The sequence below is a fragment of the Arthrobacter sp. B3I9 genome (assembly GCF_030816935.1).
Lineage (GTDB): Bacteria > Actinomycetota > Actinomycetes > Actinomycetales > Micrococcaceae > Arthrobacter.
This window is the reverse complement of the sequence record NZ_JAUSYO010000001.1, coordinates 3,991,123-4,007,675: the sequence shown is the minus strand read 5'-3', so window position 1 is coordinate 4,007,675 and position 16,553 is coordinate 3,991,123. Positions and strand designations below refer to the sequence as shown.

General features: G+C 65.6%; 15 protein-coding genes, 1 pseudogene and 1 riboswitch. Of the genes and pseudogenes, 8 read left to right on the top strand and 8 right to left on the bottom strand.

All coding sequences use genetic code 11. The annotated features are described in order from the left end of the window. Positions 1-15 precede the first annotated feature (15 nt). Complete coding sequence (locus tag QFZ65_RS18485; protein WP_306912251.1) at positions 16-1,056, top strand: alpha/beta fold hydrolase; 1,041 nt, start codon at positions 16-18, stop codon at positions 1,054-1,056. A 42-nt stretch (positions 1,057-1,098) separates the two neighbouring features. On the opposite strand, the gene QFZ65_RS18480 is transcribed toward QFZ65_RS18485, so the two are convergent. Beyond that, entirely contained in the window at positions 1,099-1,953 is an 855-nt protein-coding gene (locus QFZ65_RS18480; protein ID WP_306912250.1) for an HAD-IIA family hydrolase, read from the bottom strand. A 52-nt stretch (positions 1,954-2,005) separates the two neighbouring features. Here QFZ65_RS18480 and QFZ65_RS18475 point away from each other — a divergent pair, with 52 nt between their 5' ends. The 4 genes from QFZ65_RS18475 (at position 2,006) to QFZ65_RS18460 (ending at position 5,264) form a co-directional block, all read left to right on the top strand. Continuing rightward, positions 2,006-2,686: a TrmH family RNA methyltransferase gene (locus tag QFZ65_RS18475; RefSeq protein WP_306912248.1), complete on the top strand. Its 681-nt coding sequence runs from the start codon at positions 2,006-2,008 to the stop codon at positions 2,684-2,686. Positions 2,687-2,825: 139 nt separating this feature from the next. Beyond that, entirely contained in the window at positions 2,826-3,614 is a 789-nt protein-coding gene (locus QFZ65_RS18470) for a hypothetical protein (protein ID WP_306912245.1), read from the top strand. Positions 3,615-3,819: 205 nt separating this feature from the next. Further along, positions 3,820-4,842, top strand: coding sequence for a class II fructose-bisphosphate aldolase (gene fbaA / locus QFZ65_RS18465; RefSeq protein WP_306912243.1), 1,023 nt, complete (start codon positions 3,820-3,822; stop codon positions 4,840-4,842). Beyond that, the gene (locus tag QFZ65_RS18460; RefSeq protein ID WP_306912241.1) at positions 4,842-5,264 is read left to right on the top strand and encodes a DUF3151 domain-containing protein; all 423 of its coding nucleotides are present in this window, start codon (positions 4,842-4,844) and stop codon (positions 5,262-5,264) included. The genes fbaA and QFZ65_RS18460 overlap by 1 nt, the downstream gene beginning before the upstream one ends. A 128-nt stretch (positions 5,265-5,392) precedes the next feature. Here the strand turns inward: QFZ65_RS18460 and QFZ65_RS18455 are convergent, their stop codons facing one another. Together QFZ65_RS18455 and QFZ65_RS18450 are read right to left on the bottom strand one after the other, a co-directional pair. Further along, a complete protein-coding gene (locus QFZ65_RS18455; RefSeq protein ID WP_306912239.1) occupies positions 5,393-6,025 on the bottom strand; it encodes a uracil-DNA glycosylase in 633 nt (210 codons plus the stop codon). A 188-nt stretch (positions 6,026-6,213) separates the two neighbouring features. Continuing rightward, positions 6,214-7,422 (bottom strand): cobalamin-independent methionine synthase II family protein, encoded by a 1,209-nt coding sequence (locus QFZ65_RS18450; protein WP_306912237.1) that lies wholly within the window; start codon positions 7,420-7,422, stop codon positions 6,214-6,216. 8 nt (positions 7,423-7,430) lie between these two features. Continuing rightward, positions 7,431-7,535: riboswitch (SAM riboswitch) on the bottom strand. 286 nt (positions 7,536-7,821) lie between these two features. Here QFZ65_RS18450 and QFZ65_RS18445 point away from each other — a divergent pair. Continuing rightward, positions 7,822-9,111 (top strand): adenylosuccinate synthase, encoded by a 1,290-nt coding sequence (locus tag QFZ65_RS18445; RefSeq protein ID WP_306912235.1) that lies wholly within the window; start codon positions 7,822-7,824, stop codon positions 9,109-9,111. A gap of 171 nt (positions 9,112-9,282) precedes the next feature. Here the strand turns inward: QFZ65_RS18445 and QFZ65_RS18440 are convergent, their stop codons facing one another. Next, a complete protein-coding gene (locus tag QFZ65_RS18440) occupies positions 9,283-10,650 on the bottom strand; it encodes an MFS transporter (protein ID WP_306912233.1) in 1,368 nt (455 codons plus the stop codon). A gap of 46 nt (positions 10,651-10,696) precedes the next feature. Further along, entirely contained in the window at positions 10,697-12,109 is a 1,413-nt protein-coding gene (locus QFZ65_RS18435) for an FAD-binding oxidoreductase (protein WP_306912231.1), read from the bottom strand. A gap of 260 nt (positions 12,110-12,369) precedes the next feature. Between QFZ65_RS18435 and QFZ65_RS18430 the strand changes: the two genes are divergently transcribed. Together QFZ65_RS18430 and QFZ65_RS18425 are read left to right on the top strand one after the other, a co-directional pair. Continuing rightward, entirely contained in the window at positions 12,370-12,501 is a 132-nt protein-coding gene (locus QFZ65_RS18430) for a hypothetical protein (protein ID WP_306912229.1), read from the top strand. 20 nt (positions 12,502-12,521) lie between these two features. Continuing rightward, a complete protein-coding gene (locus QFZ65_RS18425; protein ID WP_306912227.1) occupies positions 12,522-13,406 on the top strand; it encodes a glycosyltransferase family 2 protein in 885 nt (294 codons plus the stop codon). 96 nt (positions 13,407-13,502) lie between these two features. On the opposite strand, the gene QFZ65_RS18420 is transcribed toward QFZ65_RS18425, so the two are convergent. The 3 genes and pseudogenes from QFZ65_RS18420 to sfnG form a co-directional block, all read right to left on the bottom strand. Continuing rightward, positions 13,503-13,997 (bottom strand): CoA-binding protein, encoded by a 495-nt coding sequence (locus QFZ65_RS18420; RefSeq protein ID WP_306912225.1) that lies wholly within the window; start codon positions 13,995-13,997, stop codon positions 13,503-13,505. Beyond that, positions 13,994-15,354, bottom strand: a pseudogene (locus QFZ65_RS18415) (O-acetylhomoserine aminocarboxypropyltransferase/cysteine synthase family protein). Before QFZ65_RS18415 ends, QFZ65_RS18420 begins: the two are co-directional and overlap by 4 nt. Next, on the bottom strand, positions 15,354-16,547 hold the full coding sequence (gene sfnG, locus QFZ65_RS18410; protein WP_306912223.1) for a dimethylsulfone monooxygenase SfnG: 1,194 nt from the start codon (positions 16,545-16,547) through the stop codon (positions 15,354-15,356). The pseudogene QFZ65_RS18415 and the gene sfnG overlap by 1 nt, the downstream one beginning before the upstream one ends. Positions 16,548-16,553: the final 6 nt, after the last annotated feature.

Sequence of the window (16,553 nt, the reverse complement as noted above, 5' to 3'; positions counted from 1 at the left end):
GGATACGGTAGGGGTGTGCCGGGTACGACGGAAGACAACGATCCCCGGGGTCCCGGCGCCGCCGAGGCCCGTGTCCTTCGGCATGCCGCCGAGCTGAAGCGGTTTTCGCGCCGGAACTTCCTCTTCGGCGCCGGGTCTGCTTCGTTGCTGGCGGCGGACATGCTGTTCACCCGGCGGGTCCAGGCTGAACGCCGCGTCCACAAGATCCTGACGGTCCCGGACGAGACGGCCGAGAAGTACTTCCCCAATGCAAGCTGGTTCCTGTTCCCGGGCTACAAGACCAGCTGGGAAGAAGCCCTCTGGATCCTCAACGCCCTGCGCGGGTCGCTGAACCAGCGCGGCCAGCTCGCCGCCGTCGGATACTCCAACATGGGCCTGGACATCGACCAGATCGTCATCGCCGTCGTCGAGCATGTGCGGGCGCTCAAACTGACCCGGCTGTACTTCTACGGCCACAGCTTCGGCGGCATGGTGGCCACCCAGGTTGCAGCCCGGCTCCGAGAGCTGCACGGCCTGGAGGTTGCCTTCATCCTGCTCGACTCCAGCCCGTACAGCAGATACGACGTTCTGGACCAGAGCTGGTTTGAAGGTGTTGTGCTCCTCTATGAGAGCGGATTCCGTTTCCCTACGGTGCTGCGCGGCGGTTACGAACTCGGTGAGCGGATGCTGCACAAGGATGAGCGCAGCTGGGGGCAGATCCTGGACCAGACGCTGGAGCAACTGGCACCCATCGCCCCCTCAAACGTGCTGATCCAGTCCGAGTCCGCCTACATCTATCACTTTGATGCCCGCCGTTTCGCCGGACACCTCGGCGGTACGCGGATGGCTTTCATCGGCAACCCCAGGGACCAGACCGTGGACTACGAGACAGCGCGGGACTCCTGGACGCTGACGTTCAAGGACAACATGGACCCGGAAACGCTCCGCACCGACGGCGCACGTCCGGCGCACGCCAGCCCGGGCTGGAGCCCGTCGGTGTACCGGCCGATCATCGACACCCTGCAGGACGGCCTTTTCCCACTGCCTTCCGGCGGCGGCAAGAGAACCGCGTTCTAGGCGGTCCAGGGATCCTAAGCGGGGTCCCCCTTTCGGGGCAGCTCAGATCTGGTTCTTCAAGTCGGCCACGGAGTCCAGGATCTGGTTGGGCCGGAACGGGTAGGCAGCGATATCGTCCTTGTGCGTGATGCCGCTGAGCACCAGGACGGTGTGCAGGCCCGCCTCCATCCCGGCGATGATGTCGGTGTCCATCCGGTCGCCGATCATGGCGGTGGTCTCGGAATGGGCGTCGATCTGGTTCATGGCCGAGCGGAACATCATCGGGTTCGGCTTGCCGACGATGTATGGCTCGCGGCCGGTGGCTTTGGTGATGAGCGCCGCGATGGCGCCGGTGGCGGGCATCGGGCCGTCCTTGGAGGGTCCGGTGGCGTCCGGGTTGGTGGCGATGAAGCGTGCGCCGCCGAGGATCAGCCGGATCGCCATGGTGATGGCCTCAAAGGAGTACGTACGGGTTTCGCCGAGCACCACGAAGTCCGGGTCCTGGTCGGTGAGGATGAAGCCGGCCTCGTGCAGCGCCGTCGTGAGTCCCGCCTCACCGATGGTGTACGCACGGTTGCCCGAGTCCGAGCCCCTCACCTGGTCCTTCAGGAACTGGGCCGTGGCCAGCGCGGAGGTCCAGATGTTCTCCTCCGGGATTTCCAGGCCCGAGCTCTTGAGGCGGGCGGCGAGGTCCCGCGGCGTAAAGATCGAATTGTTGGTCAGCACGAGGAAACGCTTCGAGGTGTCCACCCACCGCTGGATCAGTTCCGCGGCGCCGGGAATGGGCTGGTTCTCATGCACCAGCACGCCGTCCATGTCGGTCAGCCAGCACTCGATGTCCTGTCCGCTGCGGTACACCGATGCCGAGGAACGTACCTGGTCCGGGTCTCTTCCTTCGTGTCTGCGCTGCTCCGCCATGGTGCCCTCCGCCGATAGTGTGCCGCTAACCGTCCCAGTCTAGTGTTGAGGAGTGACCGAACCGGAGACGCCCAGTGAACCCGCCGCCAACTCTGCTGTTCCGGAAGAAGCGGAAACCAAGGCGGAGGTCGGCGTCGGCCCCTGGGTAGGCGAACTGCCCGCCGGCGGGCACTGGGATCCGGACCTCCTGGCCGACGGCGACCGGCGGAACGTCGTGGACAAATACCGCTACTGGAAGCACGAAGCGATCGTGGCCGACCTCGACGCGAAGCGGCACAATTTCCACATCGCGATTGAAAACTGGCAGCACGACATGAACATCGGCACCGTCGTCCGCACCGCCAACGCCTTCCTCGCCAAGGAGGTCCACATCATCGGCCGACGCCGGTGGAACCGCCGCGGGGCAATGGTCACCGACCGCTACCAGCATGTCCGCCACCACGCCACAGTCGAGGAATTCGTGGCCTGGGCAAAGGGGGAGGGGCTGGCCATCATCGGAATCGACATCTTCCCGGACTCCGTGCCGCTGGAGACCTACGAACTGCCCAAGGACTGCGTGCTGGTGTTCGGCCAGGAAGGGCCCGGGCTGACCCCGGAGGTGCACGAGGCCGCGGTGGACACGCTGTCCATCGAGCAGTTCGGCTCCACCCGGTCCATCAACGCCGCCTCCGCCGCGGCCATCGCGATGCACGCCTGGATCCGGCGCCACGTTTTCAACCAGCTCCCGGGCTAGGTTCCCCCGCACGCACCCCCATCGAGTTGGCACTTCACGGCAGTGTTTTGCGCAAACACCCCCGCGAAGTGCCCACTCGATGTGCCGGGCGGGCCGGGCCTGTGGATATCGCCGGTGCGCCTTGGAAATGCGGGCCACAATGGGCCATGCGCAGGGCACCGCTTCCGCCTCACCTGACCACCTTAGCCTCGGCTCGGCCGCGCGGCTCTGGAACGCTCCGCTGCCCGGCCGGCTCGAGGACGACTGGCGCATCCACCTCGCCCGGCGGCGGGGACAAAGCACTCCACGACGGGTCAACGTTGTAGGACACCAGCTCGCATTGCTCCCGCATGAGGTGGTGGAGCTCGACGGCGTCCGGCTCACCTCGCCTGCCCGGACCTGGCTGGACCTCGCCTCGGTCCTCAGCGCTGATGAGCTTGTCATCGTTGGTGATTCCATGGTGTACGAGCACGGACCGGAATTCCCGCGCCCTCGCGAGGCCCTGTGCAGCATCGAGGAGTTGCGGTCCGTGCTGGAGCGGCACCCCGGCAGCCGCGGGATACGCAAAGCCCGGGCCGCCGTCGAGCTCATCAGGGTGGGCGCCGACTCGCCGCCGGAAACGCGCCTGCGCCTGGTCCTTATCCGGGGCGGCCTGCCGGAACCGGTACTCAACCACGTTGTTTGGAGCGAGGATCCCTGGGGCGGCAGGGGCTGGCCTGTCCTGTGGCCCGACGCTGCGTTCCCACCATGGCGGGTTTCGCTGCAGTACGAAGGGGCCCACCACAACGGTGAGGACCAGTACTTGCGCGACATCCGCAGGGCAGATACGACGGCGCGGTCCGGCTGGCATGAGGTACGTATCTCCCGGCTCGACCTCTTGGGTGAGCGTCCTGCCGCCGTCCCGAAGGTCTGCAATGCCTTGGCGGCCCGTGGCTGGAGCACGAGTTGACAGTTCGCCGCAGTGTTTCGCGCCGGCACTGCTGCGAAGTGCCAACTCGATGGAGGAACGGGGAGCCGTCTGCACCCCAGTGTTACAGGGCCCGAGTGAGGAGAAACACTGCCCGCGGGCAGGAATGGCTAGGATGGTTCCTAGCCGAGGAGGTTCACTTCAGGGTCAACCCAGCCAGCAGACGAAATTCACTTTAGGAGTCAGCATGCCCATTGCAACCCCAGAGATTTACTCCGAGATGATCGACCGCGCGAAGGCGGACGGCTTCGCGTTCCCGGCCGTGAACGTCACGTCCTCCCAGACCCTCAACGCGGCCCTCCGCGGCTTCGCCGAAGCGGAGTCCGACGGCATCGTCCAGGTGTCCACCGGCGGCGCCGCCTACTGGTCCGGCGCTTCCACCAAGGACATGGTGGCCGGTTCGCTGGGCTTCGCCGCGTTTGCCCGCGAAGTCGCCAAGAACTACGGCGTCAACGTCGCGCTGCACACCGACCACTGCCCGAAGGACAAGCTGGACGGCTTCGTTCTTCCGCTGCTCGCCGCCTCCGAGGCCGAGGTCAAGGCCGGCCGCAACCCGCTGTTCAACTCCCACATGTGGGACGGCTCCGCAGAGACTCTGCAGGAAAACCTGCGCATCGGCCGTGAACTCCTCGAGCGCACCGCCGCCGCCAAGATCATCCTCGAGGTCGAAATCGGCACCGTCGGCGGCGAGGAAGACGGCGTGGAGAACGCCATCAACGAGAAGCTCTACACCACGGTCGAGGACGCCCTGGCCACCATCGACGCCCTTGGCGCCGGCGAGAACGGCCGCTACATCACCGCGCTGACGTTCGGCAACGTTCACGGCGTCTACAAGCCCGGCGGCGTCAAGCTCCGCCCGGAGATCCTCAAGGACATCCAGGAGCAGGTGGGCGCCAAGATCGGCCAGAACAACCCGTTCGACCTCGTCTTCCACGGCGGCTCCGGCTCCTCCGACAAGGAGATCGCCGACGCCGTCTCCTTCGGCGTGATCAAGATGAACATCGACACCGACACGCAGTACGCCTACACCCGCCCGGTGGTGGACCACATGTTCCGCAACTACGACGGCGTGCTGAAGGTCGACGGCGAAGTGGGCAACAAGAAGCTCTACGATCCCCGTGTCTGGGGTGCATCCGCCGAAGCCGGCCTCGCGGCCCGCGTCGTGGAGGCTGCCCAGCAGCTCGGCTCCACCGGCAAGTCCCTCAAGTAATGTCCGACGAGTTCCGCAAGAACCTGATGGACCCCGAGCCGACGCTGCTGCCGGCCGAGACGGAGGTTTACGCGGCGCTGGATGCGGGCCAGGAAGCGCTGGACCTGGTGGAGAAGCACCCGACCTCCTCGCTGCTCTGGGCCGTGCTGGCCGAGGAAGCGTGGAACGAGGGCCGGACCATCGATTCCTACGCCTACTCCCGCGTCGGCTACCACCGCGGGCTCGACTCGCTGCGCCGTAACGGCTGGCGCGGCGTCGGGCCGATCCCGTGGGAGCACGAGCCCAACCGCGGTTTCCTGCGTGCCCTGTACTCGCTGGGACGGGCCTCCGCGGCGATCGGCGAAGCCGAGGAACCGGAGCGGATCGAGAAGTTCCTCAAGGACTCCGCTCCCAACGCCAAGGCCGCGATCGAAGCCGGGTAGCTGCAACTGCATTAACGACGACGGCGGGCGCCCACCTTTCGGTGGGCGCCCGCCGTCGTTAAGCCGGTTTGGGCCCACGCCCGCCGGGTTCCCTGGCCGAGCGTGCGAGGTCAGGGGGCGGGTGGGGATCAGCTGGCCTTGGTCAACCCGGTGCGGGCCATGGCATCGGCGTAGGCCGCGTGCATCTCCTCGAGATACTGTTCCTGGCGGGCAGGGGTTCCGGCGAAGGCGCGGCCGCTGAGTGAACGGACCTTGTAGGTCTTGAGGCCGCGGCGCCAGATCATGGGCACTTCGGTCTTGAGCAGCATGTTCGCCAGGCGGTTGGCCTCGGTCCCGTGCGCGACGATCACGGACGCGCGCGGCACGAGGGCCAGGAACTTCAGCAGCGGCTTCAGGCCGGCCGAGATCTGGTCGGGGGTGAATTTGCCGTTGGGCTGGCCTGCCACGTTCCACGGGTGGACGTTCCAGGGCATGACGAACTCCGGCCGCAGGCCCAGCTTCCACTGGATGCCCAGCATGCGGGTGGCCGCTTCGTCCTCACCGGCGGTGATGAAGCCGGACGGGTCGGCGGTGCCGATGTTGGAGTAGAGGCTGATGATGCGGCACTCGTCGACGTCATGGATGGGGTCCACGTACGCGACATTCGTACCGGGCTTGGCGGACTGGAGCGTGTCGCACAGCTCGTTTACGGCTGCGACGCTAGGTTCGTAGCGGCGGCTCAGTAGCTGTTCGCGAAAATTTTCAGTAGCCAAGGCTGTCATATATTGCTGAGTCTCCTGCGGGATTGGTCAAGCTGCCAGGCCGTGCACGGCTCGCCGTTGTACGGGCACGCCAAAACATGGTGTGGATTGAAAAGGTGAGGTGGACCGATTCCGAGTCGATCCTTATCAGTCTATCAAGCCCCGCGACGTGCTGGACCGGCCAGGAAACCCCCGAGGGCTCCAGCCGGTCACCAGAGTCTCCGGCTGGCACGGCGTGCGCCCTCGCCGAGTGCTTCCAGCTTGGCGAAAGCAATCTGCGGATGCACCCGGCCGCCGAGGCCGCAGTCCGTGGACGCAATCACGTTTTCCCGGCCAACAAGCTGCGCAAACCGCACGATCCGGTCCGCCACGAGGTCCGGGTGTTCCACGACGTTGGTGGCGTGCGAGACGACGCCGGGGATGATGACCTTGCCCTCGGGAAGCCTTGTGTTCTCCCAGACCCGCCATTCGTGTTCGTGCCGGACGTTCGCGGCCTCGAAGGAGTAGCCGCCGGCATTGATCTGCAGGACGGAATCGATGATGTCCGCGAAGGGGATGTCCGTGGTGTGGGGCCCGTGCCAGGAGCCCCAGCAGACGTGCAGCCGGATCCGCTCCTGCGGCAGATCGCGCAGGGCCCAGTTCGTGGCCTCGACGCGGAGCTGAATGAACTTGAGGTAGTCCGGCAGGCTTGGCTCGGGGTTGATCTGGTCCCAGCTTTCGGCCAGTGAGGGGTCGTCGAGCTGTACCGTGAGCCCGGCGTCGATGATGGCCTTGTACTCCTCGCGCATGGCGTCGGCGCAGGCGTAGAGCAGTTCCTCATCGCTTGCGTAGTACTCGTTGGCGACGCGGGCGCAGGACCCGGGGGACAAGGACGCAACGAAGCCCTCGGTAAGCCCTGCCGCGGCCAGCCCGGTCTTGAGATTGGCGATGTCCGAAGCCACGAGTGCCTGTCCGGTGTAAGTCAGGGGCCCGGCGATCTTCGGCTGGGTGACGCTCCGGCGGTGCGCCAGGATTCCGGATGAGGGGTCGCTGTACGCCTCGTCGAACTTCTGCCGGTCGCGCCGGTCCGGGAAGGAGGTCAGGACGATGTTTCCGGGGCTGGAGCGGTGCACTTTTGCGTCGGCCCAGCGGTCGACGTCCGTCGGCACCAGGCCTCCGAGGCGGGAAAAGGAGTAGTTCCACCAGGCCCCGTAGTCAACGGAACTGGACATGGTGTGCCCGTATTCGCCGTCGTTGGCAATGTCGATGCCGAGGTCCTTCTGGCGCTGCACCACGTCCACAACGGAGGTCTCCAGCAGGTCGAGGAATTCGGGCGTTATGCCCTCCGCTTCCTTGGCCTTGTTGGCGGCGATCAATTCGGGGGTGCGGGGCAGGGAGCCGGCGTGGGTTACCCGGATGTGGTCTGTGTTCGGGAGCATAGCGGTTCCTTCCATCGGTCCTGGCGGTAGCACCTTTGCCGGTCACATGCGGGTGCCGGTCAGGGTTGCTGCGGCGTCAAAGGTCCAGGTCCCTCGGCCGCTCGGGATGGTCAACTCCCACTCAATTGCACTGCCGGATGTTCCGCAAGTCGGGGTTGCAGTATGTCGCCTGCAGGCCCGGCTGGCGCATATTGCGTCAACACCCGCTACGGGCTACGGGCCCCTATCCGCTAAACTTGGGTGGTAAGAGCCCCGGACTCTGGCGTTGATGGAAGAGCACAGCGGTAGATTCGGGGCATTCTCATGAACGGCGCTGACCCCAGGCGAAGCACCTCGGAGCATCCCATGGCTCCCTGGTGGATCACCGAAGGTCAGCCCGAACGAATGGGGGAGGATCCCATGCCAGCAATCGTGATCGTCGGAGCCCAGTGGGGCGACGAAGGTAAAGGTAAAGCCACTGACCTGCTTGGCGGCCGGGTTGACTATGTCGTCAAGCCCAACGGCGGCAACAACGCGGGCCACACCGTCGTCGTGGGCGGTGAGAAGTATGAGCTCAAGCTCCTTCCGGCCGGCATCCTGAGCCCGAACGCGGTTCCGATCATCGGCAACGGCTGCGTGGTGAACCTGGAGGCCCTGTTCCAGGAAATTGACGGACTGGAAGCCCGCGGCGCGGACACGTCGAAGCTGCGCGTCTCCGCCAACGCCCACCTCGTGGCCCCCTACCACCAGGTGCTGGACAAGGTCACCGAGCGCTTCCTCGGCAGCCGGGCCATCGGCACCACCGGCCGCGGCATCGGCCCGGCCTACATGGACAAGGTGGCCCGCCTCGGCATCCGGGTGCAGGACGTCTTTGACGCCTCCATCCTGCGCCAGAAGGTCGAGGGCTCGCTCCGCCAGAAGAACGGTCTGCTGGTCAAGGTCTACAACCGCCGCAGCATCGAGGTGGACGAGATCGTGAACTACTTCCTGTCCTTCGCAGAGCGCCTCCGCCCGCTGGTTATCGACAGCACCTTCGTCCTGAACACCGCCCTTGACGAGGGCAAAGTTGTCCTGATGGAAGGCGGCCAGGCCACGTTCCTGGACGTCGACCACGGCACGTACCCGTTCGTGACGTCCTCCAACCCGACGGCCGGCGGCGCCTCCGTCGGGTCGGGCATCGGCCCCACCCGGATCTCGCGTTCCATCGGCATCATCAAGGCGTACACCACCCGCGTCGGCGCCGGGCCGTTCCCCACAGAATTGTTCGACGAGATGGGCATGTACCTGCAGAAGACCGGCGGCGAGTTCGGCGTCAACACCGGCCGTCCGCGCCGCTGCGGATGGTACGACGCCGTGCTGGCGCGCCACGCCTCCCGGGTCAACGGCTTCACGGACTACTTCGTCACCAAACTCGATGTGCTCACCGGCATCGAGCAGATCCCGGTCTGCGTGGCCTACGACGTTGATGGTGTCCGGCACGACGAAATGCCGATGACCCAGACCGAGTTCCACCACGCCAAGCCGATCTTCGAGTACTTCGAGGGCTGGACGGAAGACATCACCGGGGCCCGCACCTTGGAGGACCTCCCGGAAAACGCCAAGAACTACGTGCTGGCCCTGGAAAAGCTTTCTGGAACGCGGTTCTCGGCCATCGGTGTGGGCCCGGACCGCGACCAGACGATCGTGATCAACGACCTGATCCTTGACTGACCCTGACTGACTGACGTCGCCTGCCCCGCCTACGGCGGACCCACTTACGGGGAGAGTACGACGGCGGAGGGTCGCCTTCGCGGGAAAGCCTGGGTTCTGACGGTCGTTGCACCACCCTTCATCGGGAGGTGCAACGACCGTATCGCGTTAAAGTGACCGTGCCGGGTTTTACTAGGCCGCCTTGTCCGCTTCGGCTGCGGTCGCGCCTCGGAGGTCCGGCGCGAGGGTGGACTTCAGGGCCACCACGACGACGGCCGCCAGGACCATGACCGCGCCCACGACCCACATCCCGGCCTGCTGGGAGCCTGTGACCTCGGCCAGCTTGCCTGTCACCAGCGGCCCGATGAAGCCGGACAGGTTGCCGAAGGAATTGATGAGAGCAATGCCGGCGGCCGCGGAAGCGCCGGTCAGGAACAGGCTGGGCAGCGGCCAGAATGTGGGCAGTGCGGCGCAGATGCCCATGGTGCACACCGTAATGGCTGCCATGGCGGCCAGGGGAGAGTTCAGGTACAGGGCGATGGGAATGGCTATCCCACCAATTGCTGTGGGTGCCGCGACGTGCCAGATCCGCTCGCCGGTCTTGTCGCCGTGCATGGCCCAGAAGTACATGGACAGGCACCCGAAGGCGAAGGGAATTGCGACGATGAATCCCTGCTGCAACACCGTGAAATCGGTGTTGAACTCCTTCTTGAAGCCGGCAACGATCGTGGGCAGGAAGAAGCTGATGGCGTAGAGGCCGTAAACGATGCCGAAGTAGACGAACGCTAGGGCCCAGACGCGGCCCTTGGTCAGTGCGTCCTTGATGGACAGGTGGTGGCGGCTGGCGGTGTCCTCGGCCTCGGAGTCGATCTCACGCTGGAGCCACTCACGTTCGTTCGGGTTCAGCCAGGTGGCCTTCGCCGGCCTGTCCGTCAGGTAAAACCAGCAGATGACGCCAAAGACGATGGCAGGAATACCTTCAACCAGGAACATGAACCGCCAGCCGTCCAGCCCGAAGAATACCTGGTGGCCTGCCGTGATGAGCATCGAGGACAGCGGACTTCCGACGGCCGAGGACAGGGGAACGGCCAGGATGAACAGGGCGAGGGCTTTGGCCCGTTGCTGCTTCGGGAACCAGAAGGTCATGTAGAAGATGATGCCCGGGAAGAACCCGGCCTCCGCCACCCCGAGCAGGAAGCGAAGGACGTACAGGGTCTCTGCGTTCGGGACGAAAGTCATCAGCGTGGCGATGATCCCCCAGCTGACCATGATCCGGGCCATCCAACGTCTGGCGCCGAACTTGTGCAGGGCCAGGTTGCTGGGCACCTCGAGGATCAGGTAGCCGATGAAGAACAAGCCTGAGGCCAACCCGAACGTGGTCGCCGTCAGCCCGAGCGCCTCGTTCATGCCGTGAGGCGCTGCAAAGGCCAGGTTCGTTCGGTCCAGATAGTTGATCAGGTACAGGAGGCCGAGAAACGGAAGCAGCCGACGGGACACTTTGCGCACAACCAGTTTGCGCATGGCTGCATCGGCGGCGGACAGCTGAGTGGAAGAGGTCATTGTGGTCCTCGGTGCTAGGAGCTCGGCCGTAAGAGCTAGCCGGCGTCTATGGCTGGGTTTGCTGGGGGAATGCCTTGCCTGGGTTAAGGGTGCCGAGGGGGTCGAGGGCACTTTTGATGCTGCCGTGGAGGCTGATGACTCGTTGCTCCAGTTCCTCGGCCGCCCCGGGCAGTTTGAGCAGGCCGACTCCGTGTTCACCCGTCACGGTGCCGCCCAGCTCACGGCAGTCGTCGACGATCTCGTCGAAGGCTGTCTTGGCCCGGGCCACCGCTGCCAGGGCGCCGACAGGTGCGATGATGAGCGGGTGGAGGTTTCCGTCACCGGCATGGGCGATGTTCGCGATGACCACATTGTGTTTAACCGCTGATGACTGGATGCGGGAGAGCATTTCCGGAACGGCGGACCGGGGCACGCACACATCCTCGGTTAGGACCGGGCCAAGCCGTTCAAGGGCGGGATATGCCATCCGCCGGGCAAGGAAGAGCCGGTCTATCTCCTCCGGGTCCGTGGCCTGTTCGATATTGGTGCCGCCGGAATCGGTGAAGATGCCCGCCAGACGGTCGGCGAGATCAGCACCGGTAGTTCCGGGTTCATCGATCTTGGCAAGGAGGAGAACTTCAACGTCCCCGGGCAGGCCAAGGCCCAGCCACTCGTCGACCGCCCGCAGGCAGGTATGGTCGATGAGTTCCAGGGCGGCAGGCACCACGCCTGCTGCGGATACGGCGGCCACGGCATCCCCCGCGGCGCGCAGTGAGGGGAAGTACCCGATGATGCCCTTTTCTTCCCGGCCGGACAACGGCAGGAGCTTCACGGTGACCTCCGTGATGATCCCCAGCGTGCCCTCTGAACCGACCATCAGCCCGGTCAGGTCGTAGCCGGTCACGCCCTTTGCAGTCCGGTGCCCAAGGTGGACGATTTCACCGTCGGCAAGCACCACTGTCATACCCAGCACGTAATCCCGGGTGACGCCATACTTCACGCAGCAGATCCCGCCGGCATTGGTGGCTGCATTGCCGCCGATGGTCGAGATGGCGGAACTGGCCGGGTCCGGCGGGTACCAGAGCCCCACCCGCCCCACCGCCTGGCGGAGGACGTCATTGATGACGCCGGCCTGGGCAACGGCCAGACGCTCGTCGGTATCGATCTCAAGGATCGCAGTCATGAGCTCCAAGGACAGCACGATGCAGTTGGCCACGCTGTTTGCACCGCCGGACAATCCCGTTCCCGCGCCTCTGGGTACGACATGGAGTCCCCGTTGTGCCGCGTAGCGGACGACATTCGCGACTTCTTCCGTTGCCGATGCCAGCACGACGGCGAGCGGGGTCTCGTAGGGTGCCCACTCGGCGTCGTCATGGCTGTAGCGGAGGAGGGACTCCGTGTCGGTCAGCACCCTGCCCCCCGGCACCAAACCTGTAAGGTCCTGCGCCAAGCTGGCTGCCTGGACGGTGATCCTGCTCATTGCAGCTCCTTTGCCAAAAAAGCGGTCAAACGGGCCAGTGCGCCCTAAGGGACAACGCTAGCCCTCCAAATGATGCATTCCAATGCATTGTTACTCAGGTGTTTGGGCGGTCCGCCGTCGGCGTTGAACAAGGCCTTGACCGCGGTTCGCGTCCAAGACACCATGAGAAAAAAGCCTTCCGGCACTGCCAGGGATTCCCGGCCAGTGCCAAGGAGCGGCCGCAGACCGGCCGTTGGGGGAGGTACAGGAAAGGATTCGACATGAGCGAAACGCCAGAGGCAGGCGAGCGCCGCCACAGCGAGGTGCCCGCTGAAGGGGATCCGGACGCCGATGCATCGGAGATCCGGGTCCACACGCAGGATCCTGCCGAAGGCCCCGACACCGAGGATTGATCCGGGGACGGGAGAAGGTCATGAGCCACAGGACATCGGAATCGTGGGCGCGTGAACCCGATGCCTCCGCCGAGCCTCCCAGCGTGGATGTCCTGATACCGACGTGCGACCGACCCGCGGAGCTCGCTGTCACGCTGGCCGGCCTGGCGGCCCAGCGCGACCCGTCCTTCCGGGTGGTGATCAGCGACCAGTCCCGCGAACAGCCGGCGTGGCAGCACCCTGCCCCTGCCGCGATGATCCGTGTCCTGCAGGCCCAGGGCCGCGAAGTAGTGGTGTTGCGCCATGTACCCCGGCTGGGCCTGGCCGAACACCGGCATTTTCTGCTGGAGCAGGCCCGAACGCGGCACTGCCTGTTTCTGGACGACGACATCTGGCTGGAACCGGGCGCGCTGCAACGGATGGACAAGGCACTGCTGGAGTTAGGCTGCGGCTTTGTGGGCATGGCGCCGCAGGGACTGTCTTACCTCACTGACCGGCGACCCCAGGAGGTAGTGACCTTCGAACGGTGGGACGGAGCCGTCACACCGGAAAGGGTCCGGCCGGAGAGCCCGGGCTTCGAACGGTGGCCGCTGCACAACGCCGCCAACCTCAGCCACCTCAGTGCGGACCTCGAGCTGCAGCCGGGGGAGTGGGTTCCTTACCGGGTGGCCTGGCTGGGCGGCTGCGCCCTGTACAACCGCCAGGCGCTGGAGGACACCGGCGGCTTCCGCTTCTGGGACCTCCTGCCCCCGGAGCACGCCGGCGAGGATGTCGTTGCGCAGTGGCGGGTGATGGAGAAGTTCGGCGGGGCCGGCATCCTGCCCTCAGGGGCCGTGCACCTGGAGTCGCCGACGACGGTCACGGACCGGAGGGTGGAGGCGTACAAGGTGGTTCTGCGGGAGGACGCCGGCACCGCGAAGCCCTGATGTCCCGATGGTTGTCCCCCTGCCGGCACGCCGGCAGGGGGACGGGACTGTTTAGTACAGCTGGGTCAGGTAGTACAGCTGGGCCAGGTGATACAGCTAGGCCAGGACCTGGCGCTTCGAGGAGATGACGCCGGTGTCGAAGCCGGCCAGGTGCAGGCCGCCGTGGAAGCGGGCATGCTCAATCTTCACGCAGCGGTCCATCACGACGTCGAGGCCGGCCGCTTCCGCTTCCTTGGCCACCTCCTCATGCCACGAACCGAGCTGCAGCCAGAGGGTCTTGGCGCCCGCCGCAATGGCCTCGTCGAGGACCCCGGGCAGGTCGTCGTGCTTGCGGAAGACGTCCACGATGTCCGGGCTCTCCGGCAGGTCGGCCAGCGAGGCGTACGTCGGTTCACCCAGGATCTCCTTCACCACGGGGTTCACGAAGTACACCTTGTACCGGGTGGAGGACTGCAGGTAGGTCGCCACGAAGTAGCTGGCACGCGAGGGCTTGTCCGAGGCCCCCACAATCGCGATCGACTTTGCCTGCCGCAGCAGGTTCAGCCGTTCCGGAGCGGAAGGGCCCGTCCAGGTGCGGTCTTCGGTGCTCATGACAGTGCTCCAATCGTGCAGGTCTCCGCGGTGGGCTCAAGCGCCGTGGAGGACTCGGTGTCCGCTTCTACGGCAGATGCGGCGTCCAGGGCCTGGTCCAGGTCCCAGAGGATGTCTTCGATGTCTTCGAGCCCCACCGAGATCCGGACCAGGTCCTCCGGAACGCCGGCGGATTCGAGCTGTTCCGGGCTCAGCTGCTGGTGGGTGTGGTGGAACCGGGGTGGATCACCAGGGTCCGGGAGTCGCCCACGTTGGCCAGGTGCGAGGCCAGCTGCAAAGCCTCGATGAACTTCTGGCCCGCGGCGCGGCCGCCCTTCACACCGAAGGAGAACACCGAGCCCGGTCCCAGCGGCAGGTACTTCCTGGCCCGCTCGAAGTGCGGATGCGAGGGCAGCCCGGAGAAGTTCACGTAGGCCACCCGGTCGTCGGCCTCGAGCCATTCCGCAACGGCCTGGGCGTTTTTCAGGTGCTCGTCCAGGCGCTGCGGGAGCGTTTCGACGCCCTGCAGCAGCTGGAAGGCCGACTGCGGGGACAGCGCGGGTCCGATGTCGCGCAGCTGCTCGCAGCGGAGCTTGGTCAGGAAGCCGTATTCGCCGAAGTTGCCCCACCAGGAGACGTTGCCGTAGGAGGGGACGGGTTCGGTCATGGTGGGAAACTTGCCGTTGCCCCAGTTGAAGCGGCCGCTTTCGACAATCACGCCGCCGAGGGTGGTGCCGTGGCCGCCGAGGAACTTCGTGGCGGAGTGGATCACGATGTCCGCACCGTGTTCGAGCGGCCGCACGAGGTAGGGCGTGCTCAAGGTGGCGTCGACGACGAGGGGGATGCCGGCGTCGTTCGCAACCTTCGCGAGGCCGGCAAGGTCCTGGACTTCCGAGGAGGGGTTGGCCACCACCTCGACGAAAATCGCCTTCGTGTTCTCCCGCACGGCGGCGGCGTAGTCCGCCGGGTCCGTCCCCGGGACAAAGGTGGTGTCGACCCCGAAGCGCCGCAGCGTGACGTCCAGCTGGGTCACGGTGCCGCCGTAAAGCTGGGACGCCGCCACGATGTGGTCTCCGGCCTGGGTCAGCGCGGCGAAGGTGATGAACTCCGCGGCCATGCCCGAGGACGTGGCCACGGCACCGATGCCGCCCTCAAGCGAGGCGATGCGCTCCTCGAACGCGGCGACCGTGGGGTTGCCGATCCGGGAGTAGATGTTGCCGTACTTCTGCAGCGCGAACAGGTTCGCGGCGTCCTGGGTGTCCTTGAACACGAAGGACGTGGTCTGGTAGATCGGCACCGCGCGGGCACCGTGTTCGGCGTCGGGGGTGCCGCCGGCGTGCAGGGCGCGGGTGCGGAATCCAAAGGTGCGGTCAGCCATTATGCGTTTACCTCAATTTTCGTGGCGGGCGTCTGCGAGAGGTCAAGCTCGGTGCCGTGCTTGCGGGCCAGGTCCGCCTCAAGCTCCCGGACAATCGGCAGGATGTCCTTGCCGAACGCGGCCACCTCCTCCTGGAAATGCAGGTAGCAGGTCAGGAGCAGGTTCACGCCGATCTTCTTGTACTCCACAATCCGTTCGGCGATCTGCTCCGGGGTGCCGATCAGCTGGGTCTTGAAGCCGTCGTTGTACTGGATCAGGTCCTCGAAGGAGGAATCGGCCCACATGCCCTTGCCGTCCTTGGTGGAGGCGCCGGCTTCCTGCACGGCGTCGCGGAAGCCCTCGACGGCAGGCTTGTGCGCCTTCGCCACAATCTCGCGCAGGGTTTCGCGCGCTTCTTTTTCGGAATCGCGGGCAATCACGAAGCCGTTGAGGCCAAACTTCGGGGCCGCCAGGGCACCCTCCGTGCCGCGCTTGCTTTCTCCTGCGGAAGCCAAGACGCCGGCGATGTTCTCCTTGAAGCCCTCGAGGTCCTTGCCGTTGGAGAAGTACCAGTCCGCCACGCGGCCGGCCGTGGCCTGGGCTGCCGTGGAGTTGCCGCCGAAGAAAATCTCCGGGTGCGCACGTCCCGGCACATCCACGGGGGCCGGCTGCAGGGTGAAGTCGGTGATGTTGTAGTACTTGCCGGACTGGCTGAAGTTCTTTTCGGTCAGCAGTCCGCGGAGCACGCGGATGAATTCCTCGGTGCGGACGTAGCGTTCGTCATGTTCCAGCCATTCGAGGCCGAAGTTGGTGAACTCGCTTTTCAGCCAGCCCGAGACGATGTTCACGGCCGCGCGGCCGTTGGAGATGTGGTCGGCGGTGATGATGTACTTCGCCAGGACACCGGGGTGCCACATGCCCGGGTGGACGGCCGCGATGACCTTCAGCCGCTCGGTTGCCGCGAGCAGGGCCAGGCTGAACGAGGTCGCCTCGTGCTGCTTGTCCGCGCCGTAGGAGGCGGCGTAGCGCGTCTGGGACAACGCGTATTCGAAGCCCGAGTTTTCTGCGATGCGGGCGAGCTTCTTGTTGTAGTCGAAGTCCCAGCTGGTGCGTTGTTCAATCGTGGACACCACCAGGCCGCCGGAGACGTTCGGAACCCAGTAGGCGAATTTGAGTGGTTCGGAGAGGCGTGCGACGTTGCTGATCTCGGTCATGGTGTT

Bases quoted from the DNA above. Each gene is read 5' to 3' on its own strand.
- QFZ65_RS18480 (WP_306912250.1), bottom strand. From the start codon at position 1,953: ATGGCGGAGCAGCGCAGACACGAAGGAAGAGACCCGGACCAGGTACGT.
- QFZ65_RS18470 (WP_306912245.1), top strand. From the start codon at position 2,826: ATGGGCCATGCGCAGGGCACCGCTTCCGCCTCACCTGACCACCTTAGC.
- fbaA (WP_306912243.1), top strand. From the start codon at position 3,820: ATGCCCATTGCAACCCCAGAGATTTACTCCGAGATGATCGACCGCGCG.
- QFZ65_RS18460 (WP_306912241.1), top strand. From the start codon at position 4,842: ATGTCCGACGAGTTCCGCAAGAACCTGATGGACCCCGAGCCGACGCTG.
- QFZ65_RS18455 (WP_306912239.1), bottom strand. From the start codon at position 6,025: ATGACAGCCTTGGCTACTGAAAATTTTCGCGAACAGCTACTGAGCCGC.
- QFZ65_RS18450 (WP_306912237.1), bottom strand. From the start codon at position 7,422: ATGCTCCCGAACACAGACCACATCCGGGTAACCCACGCCGGCTCCCTG.
- QFZ65_RS18445 (WP_306912235.1), top strand. From the start codon at position 7,822: ATGCCAGCAATCGTGATCGTCGGAGCCCAGTGGGGCGACGAAGGTAAA.
- QFZ65_RS18440 (WP_306912233.1), bottom strand. From the start codon at position 10,650: ATGACCTCTTCCACTCAGCTGTCCGCCGCCGATGCAGCCATGCGCAAA.
- QFZ65_RS18435 (WP_306912231.1), bottom strand. From the start codon at position 12,109: ATGAGCAGGATCACCGTCCAGGCAGCCAGCTTGGCGCAGGACCTTACA.
- QFZ65_RS18430 (WP_306912229.1), top strand. From the start codon at position 12,370: ATGAGCGAAACGCCAGAGGCAGGCGAGCGCCGCCACAGCGAGGTGCCC.
- QFZ65_RS18425 (WP_306912227.1), top strand. From the start codon at position 12,522: ATGAGCCACAGGACATCGGAATCGTGGGCGCGTGAACCCGATGCCTCC.
- QFZ65_RS18420 (WP_306912225.1), bottom strand. From the start codon at position 13,997: ATGAGCACCGAAGACCGCACCTGGACGGGCCCTTCCGCTCCGGAACGG.
- sfnG (WP_306912223.1), bottom strand. From the start codon at position 16,547: ATGACCGAGATCAGCAACGTCGCACGCCTCTCCGAACCACTCAAATTC.